Here is a 16,906-nt window from a genome sequence, read left to right on the forward strand (position 1 = left end):
AACGGGCGGGCCTACGCTAGCAAGGGATGTAACCGGTTACATGACGCGTCGCAATATTTCCCGGACATGCTCCAGCCCGACGTTTCATGAATGCGCACAGATCCGCTCGCGCAACCAGCGATGCGCCGGATCGCGATGCACGCGCTCATGCCAGAGCATCACCATCTCGAACCCCGGCACATCGAGGGGTGCTTCAACCGCCTTCAAGGCCGGATCCTGCGCGACCAGGCGCGACGGCATCATCGCCACCAGATCCGTGCGCAGCAGCACGCTGCGCAGGAACAGGAAGTGCGGCACCGACAGCACCACGTTGCGACGCGCGCCGGCATGCGCCAACGCGCTGTCGGTGCCGCCATGGAAGCCGCCGCCATCCGGTGACACGATCACATGGTCCAGTGCGCAGAACTGCTTCAGCGTCGGCCGCCGCTTGAGTCGTGGATGATCGCGGCGCCCGGCCAGTACGTAGCGCTCCTGGAACAGCGGGCGATGATGCAGCGAGGGAGGCGCGTCGGAGGTGATGTGGAGCGCGAGATCGATCTCGCCGCGTTCGCTCTGCGCCACCATCTGGGCTGGTGCCAGGCTGACGACCGCAATGCGGGTGCCGGGTGCACGCTGGCGCAGGTCGGCCATCGCCGGCAGGACGATCGTGGTTTCGCCGAAGTCCGACGCCATGATCCGCCATGTCTGCGTGGCCTGGGCAGGATCGAACGCCTGTACCGGCGCGACCGCGCGCTGCACTGCGGCCAGTGCCTCGGCCAACGGCTCGCGCAGCGCATCGGCCCGCGCGGTGGCACGCATGCCGCGTGGCCCCGGCAGCAGCAGTGGATCATCGAACAGGTCTCGCAGGCGCGCCAGCTGCACGCTGACGGTGGGCTGGGCCAGATGCAGGCGCTCGGCGGCGCGGGTGACGTTCTGCTCTTCCAGCAAGGCCTGCAGGGTCACCAGCAGGTTGAGGTCGATACGACGCAGGGTATTGTCCATGGCAATGCCGGGGATTGCAGGAATTCATTTCAACTATAGCGCGGCGACGCCTAACGTGGCCGGCATCCCCTCCTTGGTGCCACCATGAACGTTCTGCTTGTCTACGCCCACCCCGAACCCACTTCGCTCAACGGCACCCTGAAGGCCTTCACGGTCGAGCGCCTGCAACGTGCCGGCCACACCGTGCAGGTGTCCGATCTGCATGCCATGCAATGGAAGGCGCAGATCGACGCCGACGATCACATCGGGCGGGATCCTTCGCTGCCGTTCCACGCTTCACTGGATTCTCGCGAAGCCTTCAAGACCGGCCGTCAGAGTGCAGACATCGCTGCCGAACAGGAAAAACTGCGCTGGGCCGACGCGGTGATCCTGCAGTTTCCGCTGTGGTGGTTCTCGATGCCGGCCATCCTCAAGGGGTGGGTGGACCGCGTGTACGCCTATGGTTTTGCGTATGGCGTCGGCGAGCATTCCGATCGGCACTGGGGCGACCGCTATGGCGAGGGCGCGATGTCCGGCAAGCGCGCGATGCTGGTGGTGACCACCGGCGGCTGGGAGTCGCACTACGGTCCGCGCGGCATCAATGGGCCGATCGACGATGTGCTGTTCCCGATCCAGCACGGCATCCTGTTCTATCCCGGCTTTGACGTGCTGCCCGCGCATGTGATCTACCGCAGCAGTCGTATCGATGACGCGTCGCTGCCTGCCGTGCTGGAGGGTCTGGGTGCGCGGCTGGATGGGCTGGCGAGCGATCCGGTGATTGCCTACCGGCGGCAGAACGGCGGTGATTACCTGATCCCGTCGCTGGAGCTGCGGCCGGAGTTGGCTGAGGGAGAGGCAGGGTTGCGAGTTCACCTCGAACCGTGAGTGGCGCATTCGCCTCTGGAAACGCGACGGAGATTCTGTAGGTTAGGCAGTCCAGCGGCGCTCGCTGTAGCCGCCCTCAGTGAACTCAAGGATACGCAGGTCCATTGAAGACGGAATTCAACTTCACCCTCAGATACCACTTGCCTGATACCTCGATTGATCAAGGTGTCCTCGAGCGGCGCCTGCTCGATGCTGGATGTGGAGATGCACTGCCGGGCATAGGGAGCGTGGCGAGGCTGGCGCTGGAATTCTGTCGTGAGGCGAGCAGTGCCGCTGAGGCGATGCGCTCCGCGCTGGCAGACGTCCAGCGTGCCGTACCCGATGCAGAGCTGATCGAAGTCAGTCCCGATCTGGTAGGGCTGACGGATTTCGCTGATCTGCTGGGCATGTCACGGCAGAACATGCGCAAGTTGCTGCTCGCGCACCCGCAGACGTTTCCGGCACCGGTGCACGAAGGCAGCGCGTCGATCTGGCACCTGGCCGATATTCTTTCGTGGATGCAGGCGCGCGGCAGCCAGAAGGTCAGCAGCGAGCTGGCGGAGCTCGCTGCTGCGGCGCTTCAGATCAATGTGGCGAAGGAGCAGGAACGGCTGGTTAGCCATCCCGGCTGAGGGTCGCTGCGCGACAGGCCATTACAGTTCCACCCGCTCCCACCAGCGCGTTCCCGCGGTCGGTGCCTGCATGTCCAGTGCCTCGCCCATCATCGGCGTGGCCACCGGCACGTTCTTCGCCGCAGCCAATGCGCTGATGCGTTCGAACGGCTGCTGCCATTCGTGCAGGGCCAGGTCGAAGGTGCCGTTGTGGATCGGCAGCAGCCACTTGCCGCGCAGGTCCAGGTGCGCCTGCAGGGTCTGTTCGGGCTGCATGTGCACGAACGCCCAGCGCTGATCGTAGGCGCCGGTTTCGATCATCGTCAGGTCGAACGGGCCGTACTTCTCGCCGATGGCCTTGAAGCCATCGAAGTAGCCGGTATCGCCGCTGAAGAAGATGCGGAAGTCGCCGTCCTGGATCACCCACGAGGCCCACAGGCTGCGATCGCTGTCACCCAGGCCGCGGCCGGAGAAATGCTGGCCGGGCGTGGCGGTCAGGCGCAGGCCAGCGGCTTCGGTGGACTGCCACCAGTCCAGCTGTTCGACCTTGGCCGCATCCACGCCCCAGGCAATCAGCTGGTCGCCTACACCCAGCGGCGCGATGAAGCGCGCGGTCTTGCCGGCCAGCTTCATCACGGCCGCGTGGTCTAGGTGGTCGTAGTGGTTGTGCGAGAGGATCACGCCGGCAATCGGCGGCAGTTCGTCGATGCTGATCGGCGGTGCATGGAAGCGCGCCGGTCCCATCCATTGCACCGGTGAGGCGCGTTCGGAGAACACCGGATCGGTCAGCCAGTACTGGCCGCGCAGCTTCAGCAGGATCGTCGAATGGCCGAGCCGGAACAGGCTGCGGTCAGGCGCTGCGTCCAGCGTGGCGCGGTCCAGCGTCTGCACCGGAATGGGGTGGTTGGGCACGGTGCCCTTGGGCTTGTTGAACAGGAAGGTCCACCAGATCTCCAGGCCATCGCGCAGGCCCATTGCCGGCTTCGGCAGGGCGTTGCGGAACTTGCCTTCGCGGTACTGCGGCGAATCGGGGAAGTCGGGGAGGGACCAGGATTTGCAGAAGGTATAGGTGGTCACGGCGAGGATTCCGAGCAGGAGGACAAGGAGCAGGCGCTTCATGGGTGACGTCCGCAGGGTACACTGCACAGTGTAGTTTCCGATTTCCGGAAAGTACACTGGCGGGTGTAAAATGGGTGCGTTCGTTCAGCTATCTGGTCCCGCCATGTCCCGTTCCCCGCAACGCCTTACCGACCGCAAACGCGAGGCCATCGTCCGCGCGGCGGTGGAGGAGTTCCGGTCGGCCGGCTACGAGGCGACCAGCATGGATCGCATCGCGGCGGTGGCTGGCGTCTCCAAGCGCACCGTCTACAACCACTTCCCGAGCAAGGAAGAACTGTTCGCGCTGATCCTGGAAGAGCTGTGGCACAGCAGCGTGGCCAGCGTCGAGTTGCCGTACCGTGCCGACCAGCCGCTGGAGGTGCAGCTGCTGCAGCTGCTGCGGCAGAAACTGGACCTGCTGGGCGATGCCAACTTCATTGATCTGGCGCGGGTGGCGATGGCCGAGATCATCCATTCGCCGGAGCGTGCGCAGGCGATCGTCTGCCGCATGGGCGAGAAGGAGAGTGGCGTCAGCGCGTGGATCCGTGCGGCGATTGCCGATGGGCGGCTGCGCGAGGTCGATCCGGAGTTCGCCGGCCATCAGCTGCAGGGCCTGGTGAAGAGCTTCGCGTTCTGGCCGCAGGTGACGATGGGCCAGGCGCCGCTGGCACCAGCCGAACGTACGCGCGTGGCCGAGTCGGCGGTGGCCATGTTCCTCGGCTTCTACGCGGTGTAGAGCCCGGCCTGCGCGATCAGTGCGCGCCCAGATGCCTGAGGTAAGCGCAGAACATGTCGGCCACCGCATCGGCATAAGTGCGCATCTGCGCTGCGGTGCGCGGTTCACTGGAGAATTCGCGGCCGGTGGCACCCAGCGTGGTGTCGATCAGATCGACCGCCAGCTGGCGCGTGCCCACCGAGGCCTGCGGCAGCACTTCGGCCATGAACGCGAGCATCGCATCGTCGGACTCGCTGCGTGCTTCCTGCGCTTCCGGCGCATCGCGGTACAGCGGCGCGGCATCGTTCAACGCGCCACGGGTCTGCGCTTCCTCGCATTCCGACACGATGAAGGCATGCACCAACGTGCGCAGGCGCTGCAGGTGCGGTTGCCGTGTGTCCTGCAGGATGTCGCGCAGCATCGCGCCGGTCTGCTGCCACTCATCGCGCTGCAGACGGAACAGGATTGCTGCCTTGTTGGGAAAGTACTGGTACAGCGAACCGACGCTGACGCCGGCGCGTTCGGCCACCCGCGCGGTGGTGAACCGAGGGGCGCCTTCATGCTTCAAAACCTGAGCAGCGGCTTCGAGGATGGCCGCGACCAGGTCGTTCGATCGTGACTGGCGAGGCTGTTTTCTCGAGGAAATCTGCGGCGGGCGGCGCTCGGACATGGCGGTTTTCCAATGCGAATAGGCGGAACGGGGGATCGTCCGTATTCTTGATTGCGACGAATCATTCGCATTCTAACTCCGCCACCGAGAGGAACCTCCGCCCATGTCCACCCTGATCTCCACCCCGGTTGCGCCCCTCCTGGCGCGCCTGTTCACCGAAGCCGACAGCGCGCTCAGCCCGGCCTTGACCGCTGTTTCCGCCGAAGAGCGGCAGCGACTGCTCGGCAGCCGTACCGAATACCGGCGCCTGTACGGCGAGCTGCTGAAGGACCTGTGGCTGCCGGTGTCGCCGGAAACCGGCAGCCTGCTGTACCTGCTGGCGCGCAGCAGCGGTGCCCGTACCATCGTCGAGTTCGGTACGTCGTTCGGCATCTCCAGCATCCATCTGGCCGCTGCGTTGCGTGACAACGGCGGCGGTCGCCTGATCACCACCGAATTCGAGCCGGAGAAGGCGCGCCGTGCCGCCGGCCACCTGCGTGAAGCAGGCCTGGACGACCTGGTGGAGATCCGCGTAGGCGATGCACTGGAGACGCTGGCAGTGGACCTGCCCGATACCATCGATCTGGTGCTGCTCGATGGCGCCAAGGTGCTGTACGACGATGTGCTGGACCTGCTGCAGGAGCGCCTGCGCCCGGGCGCGCTGGTGGTGGCCGACAATGCTGACGACAGCCCGCGCTACCAGCAGCGCATGCGCTCGGGCAGCGCCGGCTATCTGTCGGTCCCGTTCGCCGAGGATGTCGAACTGTCGATGCGCCTCGCCTGAAAGACGCTCATGCCAGCTGCCGGAACTGTTCCGGCGGCAGGGCGTGTGCATACAGATAGCCCTGGCCGACATCCACTCCCAGCGCACGCAGCAGTTGTTCCTGTGCCGTGGTTTCGGTGCCTTCAGCGACGACGATGGCACCGCAGCGGTGCGCCACCTCCACGATGAAACGGACGATGGACTGCGACTTGGCATCGGCCAACGTGGCGATCAGCGCCCGTTCGATCTTGACCTCGGCCACCGACAGCTGCGACAGCAGGATCAGCGTCGAGTAGCCGGCGCCGAAATCGTCCAGTGACAGGCTCATGCCGGCGGCCAATAGAACCACGACGTTGGCGTCGACGACGTCGCGCTCGACGATCTCGGTCCACTCGACGATCTCCAGCCGCAACATTGCGCCGGGTATGCGTTGCTGCTCCAGCAAGGTGCACAGCCGCACGCCGAAGCCGGGTTGGCGCAGCGATTCGGCGGACACGTTTACCGCGATCGTCAGCGTGTGCCCGTCATCCCGGCAGTGGCCAAGGAAGGCGGTGGCCGCCTGCAGCGTGGCCCATTCCAGTTCGGCCAGACGGCCGCGGCGGCGCAGCAGTGAAACCACCCGCATCGGCGCAATCAGGTGACCATCGCCATCGCGCATCCGCAACAGCGCTTCGGCGCCGACCAGGTGGCGGTCATGCAGGCGGAACTTGGGCTGGTAATACAGCGGTGCATCGGCGTGCCGCAGCCAGTGGTCAAGCGCGGTCTCGATCAGTGCATCCACCTCGCTGTCGCGCTGGATGGGATCGTCGAAGAACACCACGCCGGATTCGATCGTGTTCAAGGCCAGGGTGACGGCGCGGAACGGGATGGAGTTGTCGTCGTGCATGGGTGGGGTCAGCTCGACCACCGCACAGCGGAACACCGGGCGGAAGCCCGGCCAGTCATCGCCGATCACCGTGGACAGGCGGTCGGCCAACGCAGGCAGCTCGGCATCCGCGCGGAGATCGGCAAGGCTTGCGTCGAACAGCAGGATCGCCAGCGCGTTGTCTCCGAACTGATAGACCTCCATCGTGCCGGCCGGCCTTGCATGCAGCAGGGTACGGCGCACGGCTTCGGCAGTGTGTGGGTTCCACAGGCCGCTGTCATTCAGGGAGCCATAGCGCAGCAGCAGATCCTGCAGGTTGCCCATCTCGGTCACGATCAGGCACGCGTTGCCACGGTCTTCGCTGCTGCGCCAGTGGCGTTGCAGACGCTCGTCGAGGGCGCGCAGGTTGGGTAGGCCACTGATCGGATCGATGCGCATCCAGGCATGTTCACGTTGGCGCTGGGCATCGATCTGCGCGTCGTTGTAGACCAGTGCGAATACCGCCGCCAGCACCAGCAGCGACACCGGCAGGGCCAGCACCCGCTGGGTGGCCAGCTCCAGCAAGGGCAGCTGCGCGCTGCCGATGATCGCCACGCCCAGCGCCAGGCCAAGCAGGGTCACCGCAATGCGCACCCCCCAGGCCTGCAGGATCAACCGCAGCGAGAGGTGGGTGAGCATATGCGGGTACATCCGCCCACGCAGCCAGATGCCTGCAAGCACCTGCAGCGCCGCTTCCAGGCCGGCGGGCAGGAAATACTGGGTGCCGGAGAACTGATAGCGCGCCAGCAGGCTGGCCAGCAGGCAGGTGACGCCGCCCCGCCAGCCGCCCAGCAGGCCGCTGATCAGCAGGATGTCGATGCCGAGGTTGAGCTTGACCACGCCTTGCGCGTAGCCGGCCACGAACCAGGAGTTGAACAGATAGATCAGGCCAAGAATCGCGCCGATGTAGACGCGGCGCCCTTCGATGGCTTGACCTTGGCGGCGGGTGGCGATCAGGAACACGCCGATCATGCCGATCACTGCGGTGGCCTGCAGCAGGTACAGCGGCAGGCTGGGCAGGGCGCTGTCCAGGATCCGGGTCGAAACCCTTGATAGCGCATCCATAGCCATAGCCGGTCCTGTGTGCGGCCAACTGCCAGTAGCCGCAGGGTAAACCACGGCCGCGTGTGCGGCCAAACCGGGGTTGCCAGCCTGTGCTGAGCGTTAGTAACGCGGATCGGCGATCGCAGGCAGCACCAGCTCACGGACGAAACTGGAGGGCGAGAGCTGCAGCAGAGCGCGCACCATCGCCACCACGTCGTGCACCGGCACGTACTCGCCATTGCCGCGTGCGGCGGCCTGCTGCAGGGGCACCGACAGTGCATCGTCGGTATTGAGGTAGCCCAGCTGCAGCGTCGTCACGGCCAGCCGCTGCTGGCGGAAGCCTTCGCGCAGGGCATCGGCGACGCCGTTGAGCGCGAACTTGGACGCGCCAAAGGCCACCTCGGGGCGGCCACTGCGCGGCAGCGCCGAGGTTGAGCCGGTCAACACCAGCTGCGGGCGGCGTCCGCCGAGCACGCGCGGCAGCAACTGCTTGAGCAGCAGCAGGGTGGCGGTGATGTTGACGTCCACCAGCTGCGCCAGCGCGCTGTCACTTTCGTTGAGGAAATCGTAGTCGTCACTGAATGCGGTCTCCTCCCAGATGCCGAGATTGTGGATGAGCACATCGAGATCCGGCGGCGACTGCGCTGCGATGCTGGCGGCCGCCCGTGCCGGCTGGCTCAGGTCTGCTTCTATCCAGTGCAGGTCGACGCCCCCGCCGCAGTCCAGCTGCGTGGGGCGTGTACGCGACACACCGATGACGGTATCGCCGGGCTGGCAGAGGCCTTCCACGAAGGCGCGGCCGAGGCCTTTGCTGGCGCCGATGACCATGAGTTTCATGCGATGTCCTTTGCTGTGAAGTGTCCGCTTCGGAGAGAATCCAGGCTGTGACCGGGGCCGGAGCGGTGGAGATGGAAGCAGGATCGAGCGATGGCGGTGTCATGCCCTTGCCGTCGCAGTGGTGCAGCGCGCTGCGCGATGCAGAGATCGAGATGCAGAGCATCGGCGTGTCGCGCGCTGATGTAGCGCGGGTGCGACGCCCGGGGTTGCCGGATGCGTTCCTGAAATCGGAAGTGATCGATGCCTTCAGCGAGCTGGATGGCGAGATCCTTCGTCTGCGCTGGTTGCGGGCACAGGGACAGCCGGCGCCCAAGGTGCTGGATACGGCGGAGGAGGGGGGGCGGCGCTGGCTGCTGATGAGCGCGTTGCCCGGCCATGACCTGGCATCGTCGCCGACGCTGCAGCCCACCCAGGTGGTCGTGCTGCTGGCCGATGCGCTGCGCGATCTGCATGCGCTGCCGGTCGCCGCTTGCCCGTTCGATCATCGCCTCGCTTCGCGCCTGCCAGCGGTAGCCGCGCGCGTTGCCGCGGGGCAGATCGATGCGGATGATTTCGACGATGAGCGCCTGGGCAAGAGCGCGGAACAGGTCTATGCCGAACTGCTGGCAACCCGTCCGGCGGATGAGGATCTGGTGGTAGCGCACGGCGATGCGTGCCTGCCGAATCTGCTGGCGGTCGACGGCCGCTTCAGCGGCTTCATCGATTGCGGCCGGCTGGGCGTGGCTGATCGTTGCCAGGACCTGGCGTTGGCCGCTCGCAGCCTGGTCCACAACTACGGCGACACCCGCTGGGTCGCGCCACTGCTTGCCCGTTATGGCATCCGTGCCGATGAGGATCGGCTGGCCTATTACCGCCTGCTGGACGAGTTTTTCTAGGAGCATGCGCAGTCCGCTGGTGTTGCATGGCGCGTCAGGATCGGCCCTCAACAGCGGTTGAGGTCAAGCGCAGCGGCCTGAACGGCGACTGGCCGATAGCCTCGGTGGATCTTTTAAAAGGACGAACGTTCGTTCATTGTTTGCCGCATGAACCGTACCGACCGCAACGAACAGCGTGCCTCGCAGATCCTGCAGGCTGCCCTGCAGTGTTTTCTGGTGAAAGGCTTCCACCAGACCAGCATGCGCGACATCGCGCAGGCGGCCGGCGTCAGTCTGGGCAATCTCTACAACCACTTTCCCGGCAAGGAGGCGCTGATCCTGGCCACGGCCGAAGTCGAACAGGATGAGCTGCAGCCCCTGTTGCAACGCTTGACGGACTGCAATGGCGAACGTGCGCAGGTGCAGGTGTTCCTGCAGGATTTCCATGCCCTGTGCCGGCAGCCGGAATGGGCGCTGCTGAGTGTGGAAGTGCTGGCCGAGAGCGCGCGCAATCCGGCGGTGGCGGCGGCATTTGCGGGCAACCGCGCGCAGTTGCAGCGCGGTCTGGCCGAGGCCCTGCAGGAGGTTGCGCGGCGTGAGCGCCGGCGCCCGGCACTGGCGGCCGCGCTGCAGGCACAGGTATTGCTGGATGCGATTGAAAGCGATGCGCTGCGGCAGGGGTTGGGCGAGGGGCGCGAGGCGGATGCCGACGTGCTTGATCCCGGCCTGCTGGCAGCGCTGCTTGGGGGGCGTTCGTGAGCAGCGACGATCGACGGTTGCATGGGCTGGACCTCGCACGCTATCTCGCGCTGGCCGGCATGGTGCTGGTCAACTTCCGTCTGGCGATGGCCGTTGAAGCCGACGGTGGCGGGGTGCTTGCTGGATTTTTCCATCTGCTGGAAGGCAAGGCCTCGGCAACCTTCGTGACGCTGGCCGGGGTGGGGTTGATGCTGGCCACGCAGCGACAAGCGTGGTGGCAGGCGAGCATGCAGACCTGGCGGCGGGCAGTGTTCCTGGCCGTACTCGGTCTGCTCAACCTGACCGTGTTTCCCGCCGATATCCTGCACTACTACGCGGTGTACTTCGCGGTGGCGGTGCTGTGGCTGCGCGCCTCGCCTCGTGTTCTGCTCGGCAGCATGGTTGCTCTGGCGACGGTCTCGTTCTGGGCCCTGCTGCGCTGGGACTACAGCCAGGGATGGAACTGGCAGACGCTGGCTTACGAAGGTCTGTGGCAATGGCCGGGTGCGATGCGCAACCTGCTGTTCAACGGTTTCCATCCCGTGTTGCCGTGGCTGTGCTTCTTCCTGCTCGGCATGCTGCTGGCGCGGCTGCCGCTGTCGCAGCCACGGGTGCAGCGCGCCCTGCTGCTGCTCGGCCTGTTGTTGATGGGCGCCGGCCAGGCGTTGCAGCAGTGGGGCCACGGCACGGCGTGGCAGCTGTGGCTGGCGACGCAGCCGATGCCGCCCGGTCCGGCGTATCTGCTGACCGGCGCAGGCGCGGCGTGTGCACTGATCGCCGCGTGCCTGTGGCTGGTGCGCCTGCATCCCGGCGATTGGCTGGAGCCGTTCACTGCGGCCGGACGGATGACGCTGAGCCTGTACGTGGCGCACATCCTGATTGGCATGGGCGTGCTGGAATCGCTCGGCCTGCTGGACGGAAGCGCCAGCCTGTCGTGGGTGTTGATGGCCGCGTTGCTGTTCGTGATGCTGGCTACCGCAGCAGCCTGGTTGTGGTCGTGGCAGTTCGCACGTGGTCCGCTGGAAGCGGTCATGCGACGCGTCGCCGGCTAGTTCTTTTGTCGCAGGACACCGATGTTGTGACCCGTTAGCCTGTGCGGATGCAGGGTCATCTGCGATAGTAGGTGTCGTCACCAAAGCACGCCTGCATCCATGTCATTCGCTTCGGCGCAGCAGATCGTTGAGGTCCTGCAGCAGTCCTACGACATCAACGCGACAGCGGTGGTGCCGCGTCCGGTGGGTGCCGACGCCAACGCGTGCGTCTTCCGCATCGATGCCCGCCACGACCACTGGTGGTTGAAGTGCCGCAACTATCAGGTTGCCCCAGCGGTCTGGGACAGCCTGCATTGGCTGCGTGGCACGTTGGGCATCGAAGAGATCGTTGCGCCCTGGCCGGCATTGACCGGCGGTGCCTCGGTGCAGCGCTGGGGCCTGCAGTTCACGTTGTTCCCCTATATCGAAGGGCAATCGGGCTTTGAGGCCCCGCTGAGCCGTGCGCAATGGCGCCGACTGGGCGAGGTGCTGCGGCGCCTGCATGAGGCGGAGATTCCGACGGCGCTGCGCCAGGCTTTGCCGACGCTGCGGCTTGAAACCGCGGCCGTCGATACGGTGGGGACGTGGTTGCAGGATCCCGCAACGCTGGCGCAGGCGCAGGATCGATCCGGCAGTGCATTCCTGGCGCTGTGGCAGCAGCAGCAGCCGCGCATCGCCGAACTGCACCAGCGTGCCGAAGCGCTGCGTCGTGCGTTGCAGGACGAAGCACCCGCGCTGTGCCTGTGCCACGCCGATCTGCACGCCGGCAATCTGCTGATGGGACAGGACGACGCGCTGCACCTGATCGACTGGGACGGCCTGGCGCTGGCCCCGCGCGAGCGCGACCTGATGTTTGTTGGCGCTGCGGTGGGTGGCCGCTGGGGGCGTGAGCATCCGCTGGGCTTCGCCGAGGGATATGGCGACGACCTCGGCGATCCGCGCTGGATTGCGTGGTACCGGCATTGGCGCATCCTGCAGGACCTGATCGAGTTCGAGCAGATGCTGCTGGGGCCCAGCGCGGCGCAACGCTCGCTGCAGCAGCACCGGCAGTCGCTGCATTACCTGGGCGAGCAGTTCGCGCCGGGCAATGTATTCGATGCGGCCGAGCGCGCGTATCGGGTGCTGTAGGGGGTGCGGCCGGGCTGCGCCCGGCACCCGCAGAGGCCGAAGCCGAAGCAACAGCAACTGCCGAAGCAACAGCAACCGCGGGCATTCCTTGGGAGGGCGGGGTGGGTCCGGTTGCGGGGGACGGCGCAAGTACGTCCATGTAGCCTCGGTCGCGCCATCCATGGCGCTCACGCCCCCGCAACCGGACCCACCCCGCCCTCGACAGATCTCCGCAATCTGTTGGGATGGCATGACTTGCTCTTGGTGGGTGTCGACCTTGGTCGACACGTAGATCCACGCCATGCGTGGATGTTTTTCGATCAATTGTCGAAATGTTCGATTTCGATGGAGATTCATCCACGCATGGCGTGGATCTACCAGACACCCGGAAACTGTCAGAGGTGGGGTGGTGTCGGATTGCGGGGTGTCAGCCGCATGGATGCGGCTGCCAAGCCTACAGGGACGTATTTACGGCGTCCCCGCAATCCGACACCACCCCGCCATCCCGCGGAATGTCGCTGTTGAAGTTGCTTCGGCTCCGGCCTCTGCGGGTGCCGGGCGCAGCCCGGCCAGACCCCTTACTCTGCCGGCTTGGCTGCCGCGCTCGCGGCGACGCTCGCTGCACGCCGTGACAGCACCGCTTCGCGATGGGCGATGTAGGCGTTGGCGCCTAGGATGATGCCGGCGCCAATGATCGTCCAGCGATCAACCGTCTCGGCGAACAGCAGCCAGCCGCACAAGGTCACCAGCGGCAGCTGCAGGAAGCTGATCGGGGTCAGCGCGGAAACCTCGCCCAGGCGCAATGCGCGCGTCCACAGCAACTGGCCGATGGTACCCAGCACGCCGGTGGCCAGCAGCCAGACCCAGGCGATGCCGGCGGGCCAGATCCAGACGAACAATGCTGGAATCAGTGACAGCGGCACCCAGAACACGTAGGTGTAGAGCACCACAGTGTCGGCGCTGTCGATGCGGGTGAGCTGCTTGATCTGGATCGCCACCAGCGAGCTGAGCACGGCGGCGGCCACGGCGATCAGGCTGCCGGACGTGAAGCCGGCGGTGCCCGGCCGCACGATGACCAGCACGCCGATGAAACCGACCACCACCGCCGCCCAGCGCCGCACGCGTACCTTTTCGCCCAGCCACAGTACCGCGGCGATGGTGACGAACAACGGGGTGGAGTAGGACAGCGAAACGGCCTGCGCCAGCGGCAGGTGCCCCAGTGCCCAGAACGCGCACAGCATCGACCCCAGGCCGATCGCGCTGCGGACGAAATAGCGCGGCAGCTGCTGGGTCTTCAATGGCGCATGGCCCGGGCGCAGCAGCATCGGCAGCAGCGCAAGCAGGCCGAAGGCATTGCGGAAGAACGCCACTTCCTGGGTCGGCACGTAGCGGGTGGCATAGCGGATCGCCACCGCCATCAGGCCGAACGCCATGGTGCTGCCGAGCATCAGCAGCGCCGCCCGCAACGGGGTGGCGCTGGCGGGTAGGGCCGGTGTGCTCACCACTGTGCGCCGAGCAGGCGGGGCTCCGGTTCGATCGGCACGCCGAATTTCTCCAGTACCGAGGCGGAGATCCGCCGCGCCAGTGCCAGTAGTTCGGTGCCGCTGGCGTTGCCGTGGTTGACCAGTACCAGCGCATGGCTGGCGGCAACGCCGGCATCACCCTCGCGGAAGCCCTTCCAGCCGCAGGATTCGATCATCCATGCGGCCGAGACCTTGCGGCGGTCGTCACGGTCTGCGGGGAACACCGGCAGCTCGGGGAAGTGCTGCAGCAGCACTTCCACCTGTTCCAGCGGCAGCACCGGGTTCTTGAAGAAGCTGCCTGCATTGCCCAGCACATCCGGGTCGGGCAACTTGCGGCGACGGATCGCGATCACCGCATTGGCGACGTCCACAGCGCTGGGCAGTTCCACGCCCTGTGCCTGCAGTTCTTCGCGGATGCCGGCGTAGCCCATGCGCAGGTCATGCAGCAGAGGCAGCTTCAGTTCAATGGCGGTGATCAGGTAGCGGTCCGGCTGCTGCTTGAACACGCTGTCGCGGTAGGCGAAGCCACACTGTTCGTTGTCCAGCCGTACCCAGGTCTTTTCCTGGCAGTCCCAGGCCTCTACGGTCTGGATGAATTCGCCGACCTGGGCACCATAGGCGCCGATGTTCTGGATCGGCGATGCACCGGCCGTGCCGGGAATCAGCGCCAGGTTTTCCAGCCCGGACAGGCCTTCCTGCAGCGACCACATCACCAGCCCGTGCCAGGACACGCCGGCTCCGGCGCGGATCACGGCGTGGTCCGCACGGTGTTCAAGGAAAGTGATTTCGCGGTTGCCGAACACCAGCACGGTGCCGGGCAGGTCGTCGGCGATCAGCACGTTGCTGCCGCTGCCGAGCACCAGCAGCGGGCCGTCGGCCACGTCCGGCAGGGCCAGGACCTCCGGCAGCAGCGCGGCATCGTGCAGTTCCAGCAACTGCGCGGCGCTGGCCTGTACGTGGAAGGTGTTCAGGGCCTGCAGCGGTGCGTTGCGGGTGAGGGTCCAGCGCAGCGGTGCTGCAGTGTTGTTGGTGTCGTCCATGGGGGTACTCACAGCGGTGCCACCGCGCCGCGGCTGGGCGCCTCGCGTCGGCGCCGGATCGCCTCCACACAATCGGCAACCAGCGCCGGGCCCTTGAAGATCAGACCGCTGTAGCACTGCACCAGCGCCGCACCGGCCGCCATCTTGGCCACGGCGTCGGCACCGGACAGGATGCCGCCGACACCGACCAGCGGCACCGATTCGGGCAGGCGCGCGCGCAGGCGGCGCAGCACCAGAGTGGACTGCTCCAGCACCGGTGCACCGGAAAGCCCGCCGGCTTCATTGGCCAGCGGATCGCCGGCAACCCGGCTGTGGTCGATGGTGGTGTTGGTGGCGATCACACCGTCCACCTGCAGTTCGCCCAGTACACGTGCGGCGGCGTCGATGTCGCGCTCGTTGAGGTCAGGGGCCACCTTGACCAGCATCGGCACGCGCCGGCCATGCTGCGCGGCCAGCGCTTCCTGGCGCTCACGCAGCTGGCTGACCAGCTGCCGCAGTGCGGTCTCTTCCTGCAGTTCGCGCAGGCCGGCGGTATTGGGCGAGGAAATGTTGACGGTGATGTAGTCGGCCAGCGGGTACACCTTGTCCATGCAGGCGATGTAATCATCGGCGGCCTGTTCGTTGGGGGTGTCCTTGTTCTTGCCGATGTTGATGCCGAGCAGGCCGCGCCGGTTGCGCGCGCGTTCGACGTTGCGCACCAGCGCATCCACGCCTGCATTGTTGAAGCCCATGCGGTTGATGATCGCGTTGTGCGCCGGCAGCCGGAACAGGCGCGGCTTCGGGTTGCCGGCCTGCGGCCGCGGCGTGATCGTGCCGATCTCCACGAAGCCGAAACCCAGCGCGAACAGCGCATCGATGTGCTCGCCATTCTTGTCCAGGCCAGCAGCAAGGCCGACCGGATTGGGGAACGTCAGCCCGAACACCGTGCTGGGCATCGGCGCGATGCGTGCGGCCACCAGCGGCGTGGTGCCGGTGCGATAGGCCAGGTCCAGAGCGGACAGGCCGAGACCGTGGGCGCGTTCGGCGTCGAGCGAGAACAGGAAGGGGCGGGCAAGCGAATACATGCGTAGATTTCAGTCCAGCGTGCCGAGGAAGGCTCGGGTTCGATATTCAAAAGCGACCTGGCCGTCGACCGCGTGGTCGGCGAACAGGTCCTGCAGCGCAGCCAGCATCGGCGCGTGGCGCGGATGGCCGGGCTGCGGCGCATAGGAAGAAGACAGCAGGCGCCCACTCAGGGCGTCCAGGTCCAAGTGCTGCACGTTCGGCAGCTGCACCATGCCGCGCAGGCCGGAGCCGAACCAGGCCTGCATGGTGGCGTCGTCCTGATAGCGTTCGGCCACCGCGGTGTAGTCGGTGCCGTAGTCCAGCAGCAGTTGTTCGTAGCCGACCAGGAACGGACTGGCATCGAGCAGGCGCGAATTCCAGTAGATCAGCGCCAGCCCGCCCGGGCGCAGGATGCGCTGCCACTCGGCGCGCACGGCCACGGTGTCGAACCAGTGAAAGGCCTGCGCGGCACTGACCAGGTCAACGCTGGCATCGGCCAGGCCGGTGGCCTCGGCGCGGCCATCGACGGCGGAGAAGTGCGGATACTGCGGCGCCAGCCATTGCTCGGCGGCGGCGCGCATCGCCGCGTTGGGTTCGACGGCGACCAGTGGATGGCCGGCGGCCAGGAACTGCCGGCTGGAGATGCCGGTGCCTGCGCCGATGTCAGCAACCAGCGCGCTGGTTGCTACGGCCATGGGGCCATGCAGCCAGTCCATCAGCGCGACCGGATAGTCGGGGCGGTAGCGGACATAGTCCGCAACGCGGCTGCTGAAGCGTTCAGTGCTGTCCGGGGAGGTCATCGTGCTTTCACCAGCGCAGTCCAGGTTTGGCGTCGGCACCGGCCGCCACCATCGCGAAGATCAGGATGGCCACCAGGCCCACCGCAGCGAGGATGTTGAGCCAGCCCATGATCAGCCCGGCCAGGGCCATGCCATCGCCGTCCTGTTCGCCAGCACGGCGGCGGATCTCGGCGCGGGCCAGGTGCCCGGTGATGATCGCAACGAGGGCGGCGACACCCGGCAGCACGGTCCAGCTGCAGATGCCCGCGATCAGGCTGACCACGGCCAGGGCGTTGCTCTGTCGGGGTGGCACGCTCATCGAGTCCTCCGTGGCAGTGCCGACAT

General features: G+C 66.4%; 17 protein-coding genes and 2 pseudogenes. 9 read left to right on the forward strand and 10 right to left on the reverse strand.

Annotated elements, in window-relative coordinates; translation table 11 throughout:
• Positions 1-84: 84 nt before the first annotated feature.
• Positions 85-981, reverse strand: coding sequence for a LysR family transcriptional regulator (locus CR156_RS07355; RefSeq protein WP_100552352.1), 897 nt, complete (start codon positions 979-981; stop codon positions 85-87).
• 84 nt (positions 982-1,065) lie between these two features.
• On the opposite strand from CR156_RS07355, the gene CR156_RS07360 reads away from it, so the two are divergent.
• The gene (locus tag CR156_RS07360; protein WP_100552353.1) at positions 1,066-1,845 is read left to right on the forward strand and encodes an NAD(P)H-dependent oxidoreductase; all 780 of its coding nucleotides are present in this window, start codon (positions 1,066-1,068) and stop codon (positions 1,843-1,845) included.
• Positions 1,846-1,949: 104 nt separating this feature from the next.
• Complete coding sequence (locus CR156_RS07365) at positions 1,950-2,456, forward strand: helix-turn-helix transcriptional regulator (RefSeq protein ID WP_100552354.1); 507 nt, start codon at positions 1,950-1,952, stop codon at positions 2,454-2,456.
• Between the two features lie 21 nt (positions 2,457-2,477).
• On the opposite strand, the gene CR156_RS07370 is transcribed toward CR156_RS07365, so the two are convergent.
• Positions 2,478-3,554, reverse strand: a complete 1,077-nt coding sequence (locus CR156_RS07370; protein ID WP_100552355.1) for an MBL fold metallo-hydrolase — start codon at positions 3,552-3,554, stop codon at positions 2,478-2,480.
• 103 nt (positions 3,555-3,657) lie between these two features.
• Here CR156_RS07370 and CR156_RS07375 point away from each other — a divergent pair, with 103 nt between their 5' ends.
• On the forward strand, positions 3,658-4,269 hold the full coding sequence (locus CR156_RS07375; RefSeq protein WP_100552356.1) for a TetR/AcrR family transcriptional regulator: 612 nt from the start codon (positions 3,658-3,660) through the stop codon (positions 4,267-4,269).
• 16 nt (positions 4,270-4,285) lie between these two features.
• Here the strand turns inward: CR156_RS07375 and CR156_RS07380 are convergent, their stop codons facing one another.
• A complete protein-coding gene (locus CR156_RS07380; RefSeq protein WP_100552357.1) occupies positions 4,286-4,918 on the reverse strand; it encodes a TetR family transcriptional regulator in 633 nt (210 codons plus the stop codon).
• 103 nt (positions 4,919-5,021) lie between these two features.
• Between CR156_RS07380 and CR156_RS07385 the strand changes: the two genes are divergently transcribed.
• The gene (locus CR156_RS07385; protein WP_100552358.1) at positions 5,022-5,681 is read left to right on the forward strand and encodes an O-methyltransferase; all 660 of its coding nucleotides are present in this window, start codon (positions 5,022-5,024) and stop codon (positions 5,679-5,681) included.
• 7 nt (positions 5,682-5,688) lie between these two features.
• Here the strand turns inward: CR156_RS07385 and CR156_RS07390 are convergent, their stop codons facing one another.
• Both CR156_RS07390 and CR156_RS07395 read right to left on the reverse strand, forming a co-directional pair.
• Positions 5,689-7,629: an EAL domain-containing protein gene (locus CR156_RS07390; protein WP_100552359.1), complete on the reverse strand. Its 1,941-nt coding sequence runs from the start codon at positions 7,627-7,629 to the stop codon at positions 5,689-5,691.
• 99 nt (positions 7,630-7,728) lie between these two features.
• Positions 7,729-8,445: an SDR family NAD(P)-dependent oxidoreductase gene (locus tag CR156_RS07395; protein WP_100552360.1), complete on the reverse strand. Its 717-nt coding sequence runs from the start codon at positions 8,443-8,445 to the stop codon at positions 7,729-7,731.
• 101 nt (positions 8,446-8,546) lie between these two features.
• Between CR156_RS07395 and CR156_RS07400 the strand changes: the two genes are divergently transcribed.
• The 5 genes and pseudogenes from CR156_RS07400 to CR156_RS23385 all read left to right on the forward strand — a co-directional run.
• Positions 8,547-9,320 carry an APH(3')-II family aminoglycoside O-phosphotransferase gene (locus CR156_RS07400; RefSeq protein WP_409349567.1) on the forward strand — a complete coding sequence of 258 codons (774 nt, stop codon included), beginning with the start codon at positions 8,547-8,549 and terminating at the stop codon, positions 9,318-9,320.
• A gap of 147 nt (positions 9,321-9,467) precedes the next feature.
• Positions 9,468-10,058: a TetR/AcrR family transcriptional regulator gene (locus CR156_RS07405; protein WP_100552362.1), complete on the forward strand. Its 591-nt coding sequence runs from the start codon at positions 9,468-9,470 to the stop codon at positions 10,056-10,058.
• Positions 10,055-11,089: a DUF418 domain-containing protein gene (locus CR156_RS07410; RefSeq protein WP_100552363.1), complete on the forward strand. Its 1,035-nt coding sequence runs from the start codon at positions 10,055-10,057 to the stop codon at positions 11,087-11,089. Before CR156_RS07405 ends, CR156_RS07410 begins: the two co-directional genes overlap by 4 nt.
• 99 nt (positions 11,090-11,188) lie before the next feature.
• On the forward strand, positions 11,189-12,196 hold the full coding sequence (locus tag CR156_RS07415) for an aminoglycoside phosphotransferase family protein (RefSeq protein WP_100552364.1): 1,008 nt from the start codon (positions 11,189-11,191) through the stop codon (positions 12,194-12,196).
• A 558-nt stretch (positions 12,197-12,754) separates the two neighbouring features.
• A pseudogene (locus CR156_RS23385) lies at positions 12,755-12,835 on the forward strand (hypothetical protein); the annotation flags it as partial.
• 17 nt (positions 12,836-12,852) lie between these two features.
• Here CR156_RS23385 and CR156_RS07425 read toward each other — a convergent pair.
• The 5 genes and pseudogenes from CR156_RS07425 to CR156_RS07445 form a co-directional block, all read right to left on the reverse strand.
• Positions 12,853-13,680 (reverse strand): annotated as a pseudogene (locus tag CR156_RS07425) (DMT family transporter); the annotation flags it as partial.
• On the reverse strand, positions 13,674-14,738 hold the full coding sequence (gene murB, locus CR156_RS07430; RefSeq protein WP_100552366.1) for a UDP-N-acetylmuramate dehydrogenase: 1,065 nt from the start codon (positions 14,736-14,738) through the stop codon (positions 13,674-13,676). The pseudogene CR156_RS07425 and the gene murB, both read right to left, overlap by 7 nt.
• A gap of 8 nt (positions 14,739-14,746) precedes the next feature.
• A complete protein-coding gene (locus CR156_RS07435) occupies positions 14,747-15,802 on the reverse strand; it encodes a quinone-dependent dihydroorotate dehydrogenase (RefSeq protein ID WP_089240644.1) in 1,056 nt (351 codons plus the stop codon).
• 9 nt (positions 15,803-15,811) lie between these two features.
• Positions 15,812-16,582 carry a class I SAM-dependent methyltransferase gene (locus tag CR156_RS07440; protein ID WP_100552367.1) on the reverse strand — a complete coding sequence of 257 codons (771 nt, stop codon included), beginning with the start codon at positions 16,580-16,582 and terminating at the stop codon, positions 15,812-15,814.
• 7 nt (positions 16,583-16,589) lie between these two features.
• Complete coding sequence (locus CR156_RS07445) at positions 16,590-16,880, reverse strand: DUF4190 domain-containing protein (RefSeq protein ID WP_025874887.1); 291 nt, start codon at positions 16,878-16,880, stop codon at positions 16,590-16,592.
• Positions 16,881-16,906 lie beyond the last annotated feature (26 nt).

Origin of the sequence: Stenotrophomonas lactitubi (assembly GCF_002803515.1) — a bacterium.
GTDB lineage: Bacteria > Pseudomonadota > Gammaproteobacteria > Xanthomonadales > Xanthomonadaceae > Stenotrophomonas > Stenotrophomonas lactitubi.

What these genes read in the sequence shown, in the direction of transcription:
- CR156_RS07355 (WP_100552352.1), bottom strand. Translation starts at nt 981, where the DNA reads ATGGACAATACCCTGCGTCGTATCGACCTCAACCTGCTGGTGACCCTG.
- CR156_RS07360 (WP_100552353.1), top strand. Translation starts at nt 1,066, where the DNA reads ATGAACGTTCTGCTTGTCTACGCCCACCCCGAACCCACTTCGCTCAAC.
- CR156_RS07370 (WP_100552355.1), bottom strand. Translation starts at nt 3,554, where the DNA reads ATGAAGCGCCTGCTCCTTGTCCTCCTGCTCGGAATCCTCGCCGTGACC.
- CR156_RS07375 (WP_100552356.1), top strand. Translation starts at nt 3,658, where the DNA reads ATGTCCCGTTCCCCGCAACGCCTTACCGACCGCAAACGCGAGGCCATC.
- CR156_RS07380 (WP_100552357.1), bottom strand. Translation starts at nt 4,918, where the DNA reads ATGTCCGAGCGCCGCCCGCCGCAGATTTCCTCGAGAAAACAGCCTCGC.
- CR156_RS07385 (WP_100552358.1), top strand. Translation starts at nt 5,022, where the DNA reads ATGTCCACCCTGATCTCCACCCCGGTTGCGCCCCTCCTGGCGCGCCTG.
- CR156_RS07390 (WP_100552359.1), bottom strand. Translation starts at nt 7,629, where the DNA reads ATGGATGCGCTATCAAGGGTTTCGACCCGGATCCTGGACAGCGCCCTG.
- CR156_RS07395 (WP_100552360.1), bottom strand. Translation starts at nt 8,445, where the DNA reads ATGAAACTCATGGTCATCGGCGCCAGCAAAGGCCTCGGCCGCGCCTTC.
- CR156_RS07400 (WP_409349567.1), top strand. Translation starts at nt 8,547, where the DNA reads ATGCCCTTGCCGTCGCAGTGGTGCAGCGCGCTGCGCGATGCAGAGATC.
- CR156_RS07405 (WP_100552362.1), top strand. Translation starts at nt 9,468, where the DNA reads ATGAACCGTACCGACCGCAACGAACAGCGTGCCTCGCAGATCCTGCAG.
- CR156_RS07415 (WP_100552364.1), top strand. Translation starts at nt 11,189, where the DNA reads ATGTCATTCGCTTCGGCGCAGCAGATCGTTGAGGTCCTGCAGCAGTCC.
- murB (WP_100552366.1), bottom strand. Translation starts at nt 14,738, where the DNA reads ATGGACGACACCAACAACACTGCAGCACCGCTGCGCTGGACCCTCACC.
- CR156_RS07435 (WP_089240644.1), bottom strand. Translation starts at nt 15,802, where the DNA reads ATGTATTCGCTTGCCCGCCCCTTCCTGTTCTCGCTCGACGCCGAACGC.
- CR156_RS07440 (WP_100552367.1), bottom strand. Translation starts at nt 16,582, where the DNA reads ATGACCTCCCCGGACAGCACTGAACGCTTCAGCAGCCGCGTTGCGGAC.
- CR156_RS07445 (WP_025874887.1), bottom strand. Translation starts at nt 16,880, where the DNA reads ATGAGCGTGCCACCCCGACAGAGCAACGCCCTGGCCGTGGTCAGCCTG.